Annotated in this window: 14 protein-coding genes and 1 pseudogene; 6 read left to right on the top strand and 9 right to left on the bottom strand. The window is 64.4% G+C overall.

The features are described 5' to 3' along the window. Positions 1-58 precede the first annotated feature (58 nt). Positions 59-328, bottom strand: a complete 270-nt coding sequence (locus QCM77_RS09745; protein WP_279683137.1) for a helix-turn-helix transcriptional regulator — start codon at positions 326-328, stop codon at positions 59-61. A 221-nt stretch (positions 329-549) separates the two neighbouring features. Between QCM77_RS09745 and QCM77_RS09740 the strand changes: the two genes are divergently transcribed. From QCM77_RS09740 to QCM77_RS09715, 6 genes and pseudogenes are all read left to right on the top strand, one after another. After that, a complete protein-coding gene (locus QCM77_RS09740) occupies positions 550-861 on the top strand; it encodes an HNH endonuclease (RefSeq protein WP_279683135.1) in 312 nt (103 codons plus the stop codon). 2 nt (positions 862-863) lie between these two features. Beyond that, positions 864-1,439, top strand: a complete 576-nt coding sequence (locus QCM77_RS09735) for a hypothetical protein (RefSeq protein WP_279683133.1) — start codon at positions 864-866, stop codon at positions 1,437-1,439. A gap of 180 nt (positions 1,440-1,619) precedes the next feature. Beyond that, the gene (locus QCM77_RS09730) at positions 1,620-2,063 is read left to right on the top strand and encodes a hypothetical protein (RefSeq protein WP_279683132.1); all 444 of its coding nucleotides are present in this window, start codon (positions 1,620-1,622) and stop codon (positions 2,061-2,063) included. Continuing rightward, positions 2,060-2,842 carry a metallophosphoesterase gene (locus QCM77_RS09725; RefSeq protein ID WP_279683130.1) on the top strand — a complete coding sequence of 261 codons (783 nt, stop codon included), beginning with the start codon at positions 2,060-2,062 and terminating at the stop codon, positions 2,840-2,842. Before QCM77_RS09730 ends, QCM77_RS09725 begins: the two co-directional genes overlap by 4 nt. Positions 2,843-2,845: 3 nt before the next feature. Next, positions 2,846-5,110: an AAA family ATPase gene (locus tag QCM77_RS09720; RefSeq protein WP_279683128.1), complete on the top strand. Its 2,265-nt coding sequence runs from the start codon at positions 2,846-2,848 to the stop codon at positions 5,108-5,110. A gap of 233 nt (positions 5,111-5,343) precedes the next feature. Beyond that, positions 5,344-5,463 (top strand): annotated as a pseudogene (locus QCM77_RS09715) (NAD(P)(+) transhydrogenase (Re/Si-specific) subunit alpha); the annotation flags it as partial. Positions 5,464-5,497: 34 nt separating this feature from the next. Here the strand turns inward: QCM77_RS09715 and QCM77_RS09710 are convergent. The 8 genes from QCM77_RS09710 to QCM77_RS09675 form a co-directional block, all read right to left on the bottom strand. Next, a complete protein-coding gene (locus QCM77_RS09710; RefSeq protein WP_279683127.1) occupies positions 5,498-6,094 on the bottom strand; it encodes a TetR/AcrR family transcriptional regulator in 597 nt (198 codons plus the stop codon). A gap of 39 nt (positions 6,095-6,133) precedes the next feature. Next, a complete protein-coding gene (locus QCM77_RS09705; RefSeq protein WP_279683125.1) occupies positions 6,134-6,805 on the bottom strand; it encodes an ABC transporter ATP-binding protein in 672 nt (223 codons plus the stop codon). 89 nt (positions 6,806-6,894) lie between these two features. Further along, entirely contained in the window at positions 6,895-7,905 is a 1,011-nt protein-coding gene (locus tag QCM77_RS09700; RefSeq protein ID WP_279683123.1) for an ABC transporter ATP-binding protein, read from the bottom strand. Next, positions 7,902-8,672 carry an ABC transporter permease gene (locus QCM77_RS09695; protein WP_279683121.1) on the bottom strand — a complete coding sequence of 257 codons (771 nt, stop codon included), beginning with the start codon at positions 8,670-8,672 and terminating at the stop codon, positions 7,902-7,904. The genes QCM77_RS09700 and QCM77_RS09695 overlap by 4 nt, the downstream gene beginning before the upstream one ends. Positions 8,673-8,791: 119 nt before the next feature. Further along, positions 8,792-9,814 carry an ABC transporter permease gene (locus QCM77_RS09690; protein ID WP_279683119.1) on the bottom strand — a complete coding sequence of 341 codons (1,023 nt, stop codon included), beginning with the start codon at positions 9,812-9,814 and terminating at the stop codon, positions 8,792-8,794. After that, on the bottom strand, positions 9,811-11,430 hold the full coding sequence (locus tag QCM77_RS09685; RefSeq protein WP_279683117.1) for an ABC transporter substrate-binding protein: 1,620 nt from the start codon (positions 11,428-11,430) through the stop codon (positions 9,811-9,813). Before QCM77_RS09685 ends, QCM77_RS09690 begins: the two co-directional genes overlap by 4 nt. Positions 11,431-11,458: 28 nt before the next feature. Beyond that, positions 11,459-12,598, bottom strand: coding sequence for an acyl-CoA dehydrogenase family protein (locus QCM77_RS09680; protein ID WP_279683114.1), 1,140 nt, complete (start codon positions 12,596-12,598; stop codon positions 11,459-11,461). Between the two features lie 69 nt (positions 12,599-12,667). Next, positions 12,668-13,825: an alkene reductase gene (locus QCM77_RS09675; RefSeq protein ID WP_279683112.1), complete on the bottom strand. Its 1,158-nt coding sequence runs from the start codon at positions 13,823-13,825 to the stop codon at positions 12,668-12,670. Positions 13,826-14,008 lie beyond the last annotated feature (183 nt).

Below are 14,008 nucleotides of genomic sequence, written 5' to 3'. Positions count from 1 at the left end.
TTGGGCAGGATAAACCAACCGTCTGAGTTAGAGCCTGTGTCGCCCAACCACTCAAGGGTTACCGCGGCTTCGTGCGAAGCCGCACGCCTTCGCCCGTCTCGTCGCTCGCGAAGATGAACTCGATATTGCATTCGACTTGGAGATATTGCCGCAGCGTGTCCAGCACGGCTTTGCGGCGCGGGTCTAGCCGGTCGGAGGGGGCGGCCGTCTCGAACGTCGCGATTGCCTTCCGCGACACGCCCGCCTTCTGCCCCAGTTCGGTCTGACTCAATCCGAGCAGCGCGCGGGCCGCTCGAAGCAGGGAAGGGGTCAGCAGGTGGTCGTCCATCGAGTCGCTGTTTCTGTAGGGCAGAATCTATCAGTTTCTTTGACCGGGCCTCCGAATGGAGCGACCTCAGATCTGACGAATGAGTAGTTAGAGTTTTACGTTTTCTGTTAACCGACCGTTAAGGTTAACGAATATTTTTGGGAAGCTTGGGGACAATTTGTCCCCAAACCCAAAAATCTGTGCTACGCCTCCCCTCAGCAACTGACAGGGGACGACGACCGATGGTGGATTACGAAAAGCATCTTCACAGCGCCGCGTGGCGGGAGATCCGCCAGCGCGCGCTCGCGGCCGCCGACCATCGCTGCTTGCTGTGTGCGGCGACTGAGGAACTCGAGGCACACCATCGCACCTACGACAACCTCGGTGACGAGCGCGACGGCGACCTGACGGTGCTGTGCCGTGAGTGCCACGAGGTGGTGACGAGCATGCTGCGCGCGCGCAAGTATGCCGCCAAGCCCGCGTCGTACGCGGACATCGTCCGCAGCATCGCCGAGGCGACGCCGCTGTTCGATCCCACCGACGGGGAGGTCTGATCATGGCGGTGGAGATGATCGCGCTGCGCCTGGTCGGCGCCGGCCCCATGTTGATGCACTCCAGCAGGCTCGCGGACCCGTTCGATCCCGGCGCGAAAGCACTCGGTAAGATCACGGGGAAGCAGCACAAGACCGACGCCGACCATCACCGGATCGCGGAACTCGAATTCTTCGGATCGCTGTGGCTTCACGAAGGCAGGCCGTGTTTGCCGCCGTCCGCGATCAAGGCCGCGCTCGTCAACGGCGCCAAGACGGTGCGCAAGGGTAAGGCGACCAAGGCGGCCTTCGTCGCCGAAGGTCCCGCGATGCTCGAGTACGACGGCCCGAAGACGGTCGAGGAACTCTGGGAGGATCCGCGCTTCCGCCACCGCGAAATCGTGCGCGTGGGCGAATCGCGGGTGGCGCGCACCCGCCCGTGCTTCGACGGCTGGAGCGCGACCGTCCGCGGCTCCTTCATCACCACCATCCTCAACCGCGAGGACGTCGTCACCTACTTCCGCATGGCCGGCCCCTTCGGCATCGGCGACCACCGTCCCGATTTCGGCCGCTTCCTGATCGAGGAGTCGCAGCTCGAATAGTTCTTGGCTTGGCTCGACACCGCGAGGCTAGGCGTGGTCCGGCACGGCGTGACGTGACGGGGCGTGTCCCGGCGAGGCAGGGCAGGGTCCGCCTAGGACCCTCCCTCGCCTAACCCTTTTTCGAATCCCGCTTTTCGACATCACGCGCGGCCTTCCGCGCGAACGACGGAGCTATGCCCAATGGACGAACGCGAAGGCCTGCGCGGCGAAGCGCTGCCCCCGGTGCTCTTCTATTGGCGGACGAAGGTCGCCGAATCCTTCGATGAGAGCGCGCGCGCCGAGGTGGCCCACTTCGTCGCCGGCATCTCCGCCACGATGCCCGAGTGGCGTGCGGCGATCCGCGGCGACGCGGCCGCGGCCGTCGGTCTCGTCGTCGGACGGCGCATCCCCGAGCACATCGGCCTGCGCGTCGACCTCAGCATGACGGTGCTGCTGGCCTGCGCCTTCGCCGACCCCGCCGCGGCGCTGGTGCTGTCGCACACGTTGGCCCGCATGCCGATCGAGCCGCGCGAGCGGGCGCGCCTCTCGGCCTCCTGGTCGATGCACAAGATCTGGCTCGGCAGCCGCCGTGCCGGAGCGCGCGAGCCCAAGACGCCGACCGGCCCGAATGGAGGCGCATCATGATCCTGCAGCCGATGAGCGATCTGCATTCCGATTTCCCCGGCTTTAGGGGTTATCCGGCGCCGGCGCCCGGAGCTTCCGTGATCGTCGTCGCCGGCGACACGCGGCAGGGTCTCGCCGCCGCCCTGCGGGAATTGCGCGCGGCCTATCCGCCGCCGCTCGAAGTCGTCGTCGTAGCCGGCAACCACGAGTTCTGGGCGCGCCCGGCATTGCCCGCGGCGATCGACGAAGGCCGTCGCGTCGCCGCCGACCTCGGGCTGCACTACCTGGAGAACGAGGTCGCGGTCGTTGGCGATGCGACGGGCGTCCGCTTCGCCGGCTGCACGCTGTGGTCCGACTACGGGCTGTTCGGCGAGGCGTCACGCGCGGCGGCGATGCGCGCGGCCCTCGAAGGCATGCGCGACCACAAGCGCATCAAGTGGAGCTCGAATCCTTGGGCGCGTTTCCGCCCACAGGAGGCGCGCGCGTTGCACCTGACGTCTCTGGCTTTTCTCGAGGCCGTCCTCGCGACGCACCACCCCGGCCCGACCGTCGTGGTGACGCACTTCGCACCGACGATCGACGCCGTGTCGCCGCCGTATCGCGACGGCCTGCTGGCCGCCTCTGCCTGCACCGAGCTCACGCCGCTGATCGATCGTTACCAGCCGGCCGCTTGGATCTCGGGCCACACGCACTTCAGCTGCCGCCTGCGCCGCGGCGCCACGACGCTGATGCTCTCGAACCCCCTCGGCTACCCGGACGAGCGTCTCGGGTTCGACCCCCTTCTCACCATTGAGGTCTAGACGATGAACGAGACGACGAGCATTCGGCATGTCTTGGGCGCTTGTGACGGCGGCACGCGTCGCACGCCTTCCTTCGACGGCGCCGGCATCGGACCCATCGAGCTGCGGGTGTACGGCGAGGCCTGGCGCGAAGGGCTGCGCTTCCGGCGAGACGTGAGCGGCGATGGCCCGGAGCGCCCTCCGCGGACCCGATCGCCCGGGTTCGCCGGACTGCTGCGCATGCCGTCGGAGATGGACGACGACAACACGGGCTTCGAGGAGACCGCGGGCCGCGAGGGATGCCCTCCGAGCGCGACGCGGATCGCCGCGGCGTTGTTGCTGGCACGCGCCTTCGACGCCTCGCCGGACGCGGCGCGGGACCTCGTCTCGGGCGGCGCTCCGGTCGTCGTCGACGTCGCCGACGGCGCGGTGCTCGACGCGCTGAAGGGTGAGTGGCGCGGGATGTTCTTTGACGACCCGGCGCGGCTGATTGATCTGGTCAGGACCGCGCCTGGTCGTCGCAGTGCGCTTGACGGCGCCTACATCATGCTGAAGGAGCCGCTCAAGGGCGCCGCGAGGGAGCGTCTCGAACGCGTCACCGCTGACATGTGCGGTTACGCCCTCCCGTTCGTCGCTTTCTCGCCCGACGGCCGCGCCTGCCTGCCGAAGGTGGTGAACGACGCAGCGCGGCATCGGATCGAACTGCCGATGCTCGACCACGCCACGGTCTCGCGCACGATCCGTGCCGTGACCGGCGTCAGGACGGCGGTGGACTTGCCGGCCGAGACGGTGCGCGATCTCGGCGTCGGCGACCTCGCGGCCGCCATCCGCTTCGACCGGACGCCGGCGGCGTGCGTCGACGAGCTGCGCCGTCTCGCGTTGCTGAAGAGCGCCGGGCGGGCGTCTCGCGGGCTGTTTCTCTCCGAGATCCACGGCATGGCCGCGGCGCGCGCCTGGGCCGACGACGCGATCACAGGGCTCGCCGCTTGGCGACGGGGTGAGGCCACCTGGGACGATTCGGCCTCGAGCGCTGTGATGCTCGCGGGGCCGCCCGGTGTCGGCAAGACGCTTTTCGCTGAGGCTTTCGCGCGGAGCGCGTTGGGAAAGGACTCGAAATCCGGCATCCCGCTGATCGTGTGCTCATATTATTCGTGGCAGGCAGAGGGCCACTTGGGTGATTTCCTGGCGGCCATGCGCCGCGACTTCGCTTCCGCCCGCGCGTGTGCGCCTTGTGTGATTCTGCTCGAGGAGTGCGACAGTTTCGTCGACCGCCGTGGCGTCAAGCATTCGCATTCGGACTACGTCAGGAACTGCGTCAACGCCCTTCTCGAGGAGGTTGACGGCGTGCGCCGGCGGGAGGGCGTGTTCCTGATCGGCTGCACCAACCAGGTCGAGGCCTGCGACCCCGCGCTGCTCCGCGCCGGCCGCTTCGAGAAAGTGGTGCGCATTGGTCTGCCCGATCCCGACGAGCTCGAGAAGATCTTCCGGGTGCGCTTGAAGGGCGATCTCGTAGCAGTCGACATCTCCGCCGTCGTGGCGTCGGCGGCCGGCATGACCGGTGCCGACGCGGAGCGCGTTGTCAAGGACGCCCGCCGGGCCGCGCGTCGCGAGAACCGCGAGCTCCGGTTCGACGACCTCCGTCGTGCCGTCGTCGGCGACGACGACCTCTCCGACGAGCAACGCTGGCGGACGGCGGTCCACGAAGCGGGCCACGCCGTGGTCGACGTGCTCCGCTTCGGTGCAGACGGCGTCGTCGCCAACACGACGCGCACGGACCAGCGCCTCGGGATGTCGATGCGTACGGCGACGCTCGCGTTCGACGGCACGGCGGCCGCCTATCGCTTCCGGATCGAGGTACTGCTGGCCGGCCGCGCCGCGGAGGAAGTCCTGCTCGGCGAGGCGTCCCACGGCGCCCTGGAGGATCTCGCGGAGGCGACCAGGCTCAGCTGCGCGATGCTGGGCGGACTGGGTCTGTCGGGGCCTTCGCCCTTGACGCATCTTGGCGACCTGCGCCGCGCCGAGGAGTTTCTCCGCTACGCCGACATCCGCGCCGCGGTAGGCATCGAGCTCGCCGAGGCAGACCGCGCCTGCCACGACTTGCTCGAAGCTAACCGGTCGGCGCTGATCGCGGTGGCGCGCCGGCTGTTCGAGCGGAGCAGCGTCATCGGCGCCGAGATCGCCGCGCTGCTCGAGGCCGCCCGTTCGAAAGAGCCGGCGGAGCCCGCGGCGCCGGAGCGCGGCGTTGTCCTGCGCCTCGTTGACGACCCCGACCAGCAGGAAGGATCGTGACGGCAACGCGGCGCAGGCCGCTGCATTGCTTGGAGAATGGGGGGTGCGCGAGCCGAAGGGGCCATTTTACGAAGGCGACGGCCACCCGATCCCGTGCTCTTCCAGAAGAGTCAAAGCGGACCAAAGTGTTTCCTCCTTGCGAGCAAGTTCGCTTTCCAGCTCGGTCGTCAACTTTTGTTGCTCGGAGAGCCGCTGCCGGGCCTTCTACTTCAACGCCCTCAATGCGCTGATGCATCTGCATCGCCATCATGGACCCCTATGGCAACGAGGCCGCGCTGAAGACGATTGCCGATGCCGGCGTTTCCGCCTTAGCGATGGAATTGATGCCGCGCATCACGCGCGTGCAGGTCATCCACCGTCCGATGCGAGGCCGCGCTGAAGCGATAATTAGTTGTCGCGGCCGCGCTTCGCGCTCCGGCCTTTCGGAATCGAGGCGACTGCGCCGTCGAAAACATCAAGAGCGCAATCGCGTGCAACTAACACGGCCTTGGGATCTCTGCTGACAGCGACGGTGGCGAGTGAGCCCTCATAGAGCAGTGCCAGATGCTTCGCAGGCCTAGACTGTGCGACACCTGCCTCGGCCATGATGACGACGAACAACTCGCGAATCTGCCTCTTGTGCTCGCGAGCGATGGTGACGACTTGCTCCAGATCTCCATATTCGGCGACTGCAAGAGCAAAGGCGCAGCCGCGGAAGTCCGGGGTTCCGGCTTTTTCATAGAGGTTCCTGAAGATTGCCGAGATCCGTTGTCGAGGTTGGTCGGCCGGCCGGATGACGTCGTGGAGGGATCGGATCACACGATGATGGCGCTGCTCGAGATAGGCGGCGACGAGATGATTCTTGGACGGAAAATGCCGGTACAGAGTGGCCTTCGCCACATTGGCCACCTCGATTACGCGGTCGACCCCTACTGCGCGGATCCCCTCCTTGTAGAACAGGGTGGCGGCGACATTCAAAATCTCTTCTCGGACCGGTGTTCTCATGAAGCTTCTCAGTATTGGAGAGGGCCGTTTCCCATGGCGTCACAAAGCCGAATCGAGCAGCTTGCGCGTGTAGTCGTGATTAGGATTGTCCAGGACTAGGGCAGCGTCTCCGGTCTCCAGCAGTTCGCCGCGATACATCACGGCAATCCTGTCGGCGAGATAGGAAACCACCGACAGATCGTGCGTGATGAAAAGCAGAGCCAGTCCGTGGTTGGCCTGGAGGTCGCTCAACAGATTCAGGATCTGCGCCTGGACGGACACGTCGAGCGCGGACACTGCTTCGTCGCAGATGAGGAGCCTCGGCCTGCCCGCGAGCGCCCGCGCGATTCCGACGCGCTGGCGCTGGCCGCCCGATAGTTCACGCGGCCGACGGTTCAGGAGGCCCGAGGAGAGACCAACGGTATCGAGAAGGTCGGCAGGCGAGGGGTTGTCCGGATGTTGCCCGAGTAGTTTGATCGGCTCCAGTAAAATGCGTTCGACGCTGAATCTCGGGTCGAATGCGGCACTGCTATCCTGAAACACCATGCCGATCTTGCGGCGCTGGGCCGGTGTGCGGCGCAACGCCGAGAACGCAACATCCTCGCCGTCAAGTGCGACCGAGCCGCTCGCCGCAGGCAGCATGCCGATGAGCGCGCGCGCCAGGGTCGACTTGCCCGAGCCGGACTCGCCGACGACGGCCAACACTTCGGCCGGCTGGACATCGAGCGACACGCCGCGAACTGCCTCGACCCTCCGGCCTCGGCTCTCAAAGGTAACGGCGAGATTCCGCGCGCTAAGGAGTGGTGGTGGCGAAACATCCCTCATGCCGGAACCTCGCACCCGCCGCTGGTCTGGTATGTGGCCGCATGGCACCAGACTTCGCCATTCCCGAGAACCAGGCGTGCGGGCGCGATATTGCGACATGCGGGTAGCACCATGTTGCAACGATCGGCGAAGCTGCAGCCGTTGCCAATCTGGTGGGGAAGAGGTACGCGGCCGGGAATCTCCGCAAGGCGAGGCCGCGGTCCTGCGCGTGGCCGCCGCGACGGCCGTGCGGCAAGCAGAGCGCGCGTATAAGGGTGGGCAGCGCTGGTCAGCAGGCCGCCGATGGCGGGCCGGCTTTCAACCGCCTTGCCGGCATACATGACCACGACGCGGTCCGCCCATCGGGACACAAGCGCCAGATCGTGGGTGATCATGACGAGTGACATGCCGCTTTCGCGCTTGAGCTCCGTCAGCAGGGTGAGGATTTCCGCATGGACTGTGGCGTCGAGCGCGGTCGTGGGTTCGTCCGCGATGAGGATTTCTGGCCTGTTTGCAATCGCGATGGCAATCGTCACCCGTTGGCGCATGCCGCCGGAGAGTTGATGTGGGTAAGCGCGCATGCAGGCATCGGGCAGCGGCAACCGGACTCGTTCAAGCAGGTCCATGGCTTCCATTCGTGCCGCTTCCTTCCCAACGGCGCGGTGCGCGAGGATAGCCTCGACGATCTGCTCGCCGATCGTCAGGACCGGATTGAGCGCGGCCATGGGATCTTGGAATATCATGGCAATGCGCTTGCCGCGCATGCTGCGCCACTGGGCCGGAGATAGCCCGGAGAGATCCTCGCCCAGGAGCTCGATCGTGCCGCCAGAGATCGCGATATTGTCCGGAAGGAGACCCGCCAGCGCGAGAGCCGTCAGGGTCTTGCCACAACCGGATTCACCGACGATTGCCAGCGTTTCGCCGCGCCGGACCTCGATGTCGAGGCCGCGCACGGCGTTGACCGGCCCGTTCTCTCCCTTGACGGCAATAGCAAGATCGCGTGCCTGCAACAGAATCCCGGCCGTCATCTGCCGGACCCTTTGCGAAGGAGAAGCGTCAGGCCGTCTCCGATCAGGCTCAGAGCGGCAACCGCCAGCACGATGGCGGCTCCCGGGATGAGCGTCATGTAAGGAGCGGTGAGCAGCGCGTCGCGGGAAGCTCCGATCATTCCGCCCCAACTGATGTGGTTGCCGTCGCTCATCCCGAAGAATGCGAGACCGGCCTCGGTCAGGACGGCGAGCGCCGTGAGGATGGATGCGGCGACGATGACGGGCGGCAAGGCGTTGGGCAGGACATGCGTGAAGATCGCCCTGAGATGGCCGCCCCCCATCACAAGCGAGATCTTGACGTAGTCGAGTTCGCGCAGCGCCAGTGTTTCAGCTCGCACCAGTCGCGCAACCATCGACCAGCTGGTCAAGCCTATCGCCAAGATGATGTTGGCGAGCTCTGCCCCCATGATCGAGACCAGGATGATGGCAAAAAGGAAGTGGGGGATGACCTGGAAGAGCTCTGTGATGCGCATCAGCGCATGATCGACCCAACCACCGAAGTAGCCTGCAAGAAGCCCGACTGAGGTTCCGAGTAGAGTGGCGATGGCCGTTGCGGCCAGCCCCACGAGAAGCGAGACGCGAGCACCATGTGCAAGGCCCGCGGCGATGTCGCGGCCGAGGATGTCGGTGCCGAGCGGGAAATGCGGATCCTCGCCAGGCGGAAGAAACGGCATACCCACGAGCTCAAAAGGGTCACCGGGGTAAATGATATCGGCAAACAAGGCGACCAACACCTGCAAGCCCAAGAGACATAGCCCGAGACGCAGGGAGATTGGCCAGCGCCGCCACCCGACGGCGAGAGCGCGCCATCCCCGTGCCGTGCCTGCTTCCGGAGCGAGCCGACGCAATCCGACGCTGACCAGACTCATCGCAGGGACACCCTCGGATCCAGCACGGCATAAAGGAGGTCGACGGCGAGATTGATGATGACGACCAGGGTGCCCGTGCAAAGGACCAGTCCCGAGAGAAGATTGTAGTCACGCTGCTGCACGGCCTCGAAAGCCAGCCGGCCGAGACCCGGCCAGGAGAAGACCGTCTCGACGAGGATTGCGCCACTGAGCAGCGACCCGGCCTGCAAGCCGACGACCGTCACCAGCGGCAACAGGGCATTTCTTAGCACGTGCCGCCTGATGATGCGAAACGGCGTCAGGCCCTTCGAGCGCGCCGTGCGAACATGGTCCTGATCGTAAATCTCCAGCATCGCACCTCGCGTGAAGCGCATGTAGATCGCCGCATACAAAGCCCCCAGCGTGATTGTCGGGAGCACCAGATGGCGGCCGACGCTCGTCACATATTGCAGCCCCGTCTCCACGCCATAAGAATCGACAAACCCGCCTGTCGGCAACCAGGGCAGGGTCACCGCAAACAGGATCATGAGGCCGATGCCGAGGAGAAAGCCAGGCGTCGCATAGATCAGAAGGGCAGCGGCGCTGATGACCCGGTCGGCCGTCTTGCCCCGATGCGCAGCGGCGAAAGCGCCACCAGCGAGGCCGAACAGAACGGCGAGGAACAGGGCCGCGCCGGTCAGCAGCAAGGTCGGCACGAGACGGGCGCTGATCAAGTCTATGACGGCCATGTTGTTGCGAAACGAGAAGCCGAGCTGGCCCGACAGCACATTCCTGGCATAGAACAGGAATTGCACATGGAGCGGCTGATCGAGCCCGAAGCTGCGCCTGAGCGTCTCCAGATAAGTCGCATCGCCCCCGCCACCTTCGCCCGCCAGAACCTGCGCCGCATCGCCTGGGGCCAGATGAAGCAGCACGAAGGATGAGAGCAGGATCAGAAACAGGGTCGGCAGCATCTGCAGGATGCGAGCCGCGGCATAGCGCAGGCGCGGCGCCGGTTGCGCTATCTTGGATGCTCTGTCTTCGGTTTGAGGGAAGGTCATGGCGCCAGCCAGACGTCCTTCAGCGAATCGTAGACGCTGTTCGAACCGGTCGTCAGACCGCGAACGCGCTTTGAAGCGATGGTGTACTGGCGGCTCTCAAGCAGCGTGTAATGAGGGATGTCCGTCTGCGCCTGGATCTGCACCTGCTTGTAGAACTCGATTCTCTGCTCTTCCGTAGCCGCAAGATGAGCGCCCTCGATGAGTCTGTCCATTTCAGGGCTGCTGTAGCCGGAGCCGTTCGACCAGGGCACGTCCTTCAGGATCGCCTTGGACCAGAAGATGCGGTCGATGCCGATTTGCGGATCACCAAAGCCGGCTCGGTGCGAGACGATGAAGTCGAAGTCGTTGAGAGAATAGACCCGGCGGAAGAACTGCGGCAGATCCTGATTGCGCAAGGTCACATCGATGCCGACCGGCTTCAAGGCCTGCCGGATGAATTCACCGAAGCGCTGAAAGTTCTCGCCGAACGGAAGCCAGTCGAGCGTGATGGCGAAACGCGCTCCATTTCCCTTGCGCGGATATCCCGCCTCGTCGAGCAGCCTCTCGGCTGCAGCCCGATCGAACGCATAGAACGGCAGCCTTTCGCCTGCGTAGAATTTTGGTTGTGACGAAAGAACCGGTGAAGTGCCCGGTTTGGTAAAGCCACGCGTCGTCACCTTCGAGAGAGCATTGAGATCGATGGAATGTGCAACGGCACGTCGCACGCGAACGTCGTCGAACGGCGGCTTGCGAACGTTGAACTCGGCAACGATGGCGGACCCAAGCCACTCATAGCCTTTGAATTCAACCCTTACGGCGTCGCTTTTCTGGGCCCGCTCCACATCATTGATCGAGATCGGCGAGAGCATGCCGAGCTGGATAGCGCCAGTTTCGAAGGCGGCGTAGCGGGCGGTCGCATCCGGTATCACTCGATAAACGACCTGGTCGAGATAAGGTTTGCCCGTATCCCAATAGTCGGGATTTCGCTCCAGAACGATCTTGTCGCCGCGCACCCACTCCTTGAACCGGAACGGTCCGGTGCCGATCGGCTCGATATTGTGCGGGTTGGTCAGAACGTCTGTTCCCTCGTAGAGATGCCTGGGCAACACGGTCAGCTCGACGGCGTTGAGCGCCCCGAGAATGACGCCGGAAGGATTGCGCAACTTGAACACCACCGTCAGGGGATCGGGCGTCTCGAGAGCCTCGACCGCGGCGAAGGTTGCCCGCGCGCGCGGATGGATCTTCAGCCAGACGTTCTCGTAGGTGTATTTCACATCCGCCGAGGTGAACGGCTGACCGTCGTGCCAGCGGACGTTTGGTCGCAGGTTGAAGCGGATTTCCTTGCCATCATCGCTGACGGTCCAACTGGTGGCGAGCTCAGGCTCGAGCTTGAAATCGTCTCCATAGCGAACGAGACCATCGAAAATCTTCGCAGAAATTGTCTGGACCTGACCGGTTTGGACGATCGCCGCCGTCAGCACGTTCGGCTCGCCTGGCGTGCAGACGGCGACCAGCGTGCCGCCCCTGACCGGGGTGTCCGATGCCCAGGATGTGTTCGGCAGGATTGCTGCCGAAGCGGCGCCCGCCAGGAACGCCCGCCTGCTCGGGCGGAGACCCCTTGTTTCGAATGATGACATGCAAATTTCCTTCGAGCGGATGGTGGCGTCAGGCTAAAAGCGATGCGCGACCGACGTTGACGAGAATGGTGTCCGATTGCGGCGCATGAACCCGCCCGCAGAGAGCGTCGCGATAGTGGCGCTCGAGCGGGTTCGCGCGGTCCAGCCCGTGATTGCCGGAAATGCTGAGCGCCAGTTCGAGGGCTCGAACGGCGTTGTTGGTAACGATGTGCTTGACCGCCTGCGCGCGTATCGGATCGGGCGTCGGCGCGACGTCGGCTGCGTGTGCGGCATCGTCGAGAATCGAGCGATTGACGAGCAGCAGCGTTTCGATTTCGCCAACCACGCCCTGAAGGCGCGGGACCGTGGCAAGGGGCGCGCCAAGATTGGCTGGAATCCGTTGTTGCAGGAAACGGCGCACCCAATCGCGGCCTGCTCTGGCGATGCCGTCATAGAGCGCGGCCGTCAGGATGCAGGACCAGACATCAACCACTGCGCGGCGGGCCGCAAGCTCCGGCGAACCGACCGGCAAAAACCCCCTGGCGGCATGGGCCGGCAGCTCGACGTCCGCAAAGCGAATTTCGTGGCTCGCTGTTGCCCTGAGACCTGCGTGATTCCAGGTGGGAATGACAGTCAGCCCCGACGCATTCGCGGGAACGATGACCGTACCCAAGCGGGGCTGCTCCTCGTCGGTTCTCGCGAGCGTCAACCACCAGCGGACGATCGGGCTTCCGGTGGCGTAGGCCTTGCGGCCGCTCAATTTCCAGCGGCCGTCCGGCTGGGCCGTGATATGGGTGCCAGGCAGACCTCCGCGAACAACGGAGCCCAGTTCCGGTTCGGCCTGAAGCGCATTCAGGACGCCGGTGCCCTCGACCGCCGCAGCGGCAATCTCCGCATAATTCTCAGGCGGGTTCTTGCTGAGCACATAGTGCATCAGGCAATTCATGGCCACCAGCAAGCCAGTCGAGGCTTCACCGGCTCCGACCGCCGTAACGAGCCTGACCGCATCGACAATTCCGCCCTCAAGACCACCATGAGCTCGCGGCACCGTCAGGGCGATCAGCCGGTGCTCGCCTAGACGTTTGAAGTTCTCAAACGGGAAACTCCCGTCTTCGTCGTGTTTGGCTGCCATTTGCGCAAATTCGTCGCGAAGGCTGGTGAGGAGATCCTCATCGATGAGGCGCGACAATGAGGGCGTATGTTTTGTCATGGTTTTACTCGGGGCCGGCAAGGGAAATGCGGATTCGCTGCGCGACTTTCACGCCTGTGCCGCGACCGCGGGCAGTTCCGTCAAGAAGGGATAGTCGACGTAGCCCTCGGGGCCGTTCGTATAGAAGGTCGAGGTATCGGGCGCGTTCAGCGGCGCATTGAGCCGGAAGCGCTCGGGCAGATCCGGGTTGGAGATGTAAAGCCTGCCGAACGAAACGGCGTCCGCGATACCGTTGGCGACGACTTGTTCGGCACTTTCCCGATCATAGCCGCTGTTGAGGATCAAAGCGCCCCGAAACAACGAACGCAGAGTAGGAGCGAGGAACGGCTCGCCCGGGCGTGGCCCGGAACCACCGGATGATTTGGAGACAAGCCGCTTGTAGAGCGGAATATCGCCGCTCTCGTCATGGGCGGTTCCTTCAAGCAGATGCAGATACGCGATCCGGCGTTTGTCGAGTTCCCGGGCAACGTAGCTGAAGGACGCGACCGGATCAGAATCACTGATGTGGTCAGCTCTGAAATGCGGCGAAATCCGCACGCCGATGCGATCGGCGCCCAATTCCGCGATGGCAGCGTCCACGACCTCGAGCAGAAGCCGGGCACGGTTCTCGATCGGGCCACCATACGCGTCGGTGCGGAGATTGGTGGAGTCGCGCAGGAATTGATCGAGGAGGAAGCCATTGCCCGCAAGGATTTCAATGCCGTCGAATCCGGCTTCGCGGGCAAGCCGCGCCGCGCGGCGATGGTCCTCGACGATCGCCGGGATTTCGTGAAGCTGCAGCGGCCGTGGGACAGGAAACTCTTCCAGCCCGTCCTCCTTCATGATCCCCCCAAAAGCCGGGATCGCCGATGGGGCGACAGGTTGTTCGCCGTTGGGCATCCCGGACAGGAGCGCCTTGCGGCCGACATGGTAGATCTGCTGGAAGACAACGCCGCCCGCGTCGTGTATCGAGCCGACGACCTTTCGCCATGCCTGATTCTGATGCTCGCTGTGGTGAGCGGTGGCGCGAGCCCGCGTCGCGCTCTGCAGCGAGATATGGTTTGCTTCGGTGATGATGAGGCCGGCGGTGGCGCGCTGCGCATAATAGGTGCCGACAAGCTCCTTCGGGGCACGATGCTCATCGCCGCGCGACCTTGCCAGCGGCGCCATGACAATCCTGTTTTTCAGGGCTTTGGATCCGAGCGTGAAGGGTTCGAGAAGCTTCATATTGTCCTCCAAATAGGAAGACAAGTCTGTCTCTTTGGCGTTCATCGCGCAAGAATTTGATTTGCTATAATCCATCCTAATCGGAGGCCAATATGTGCATCGGCCCCGGATGATTGAGGAAATCTAACCTCATCGCTGATCGACTCGCTGTAGCGATCATTCGGCATTCGAAGGCAGACGTTC

This window comes from Bradyrhizobium nivariense, assembly GCF_029846695.2.
Classification (GTDB): domain Bacteria; phylum Pseudomonadota; class Alphaproteobacteria; order Rhizobiales; family Xanthobacteraceae; genus Bradyrhizobium.
Note: the sequence above shows the minus strand (reverse complement) of the source record. Positions and strands in the feature narration are given on the sequence as shown.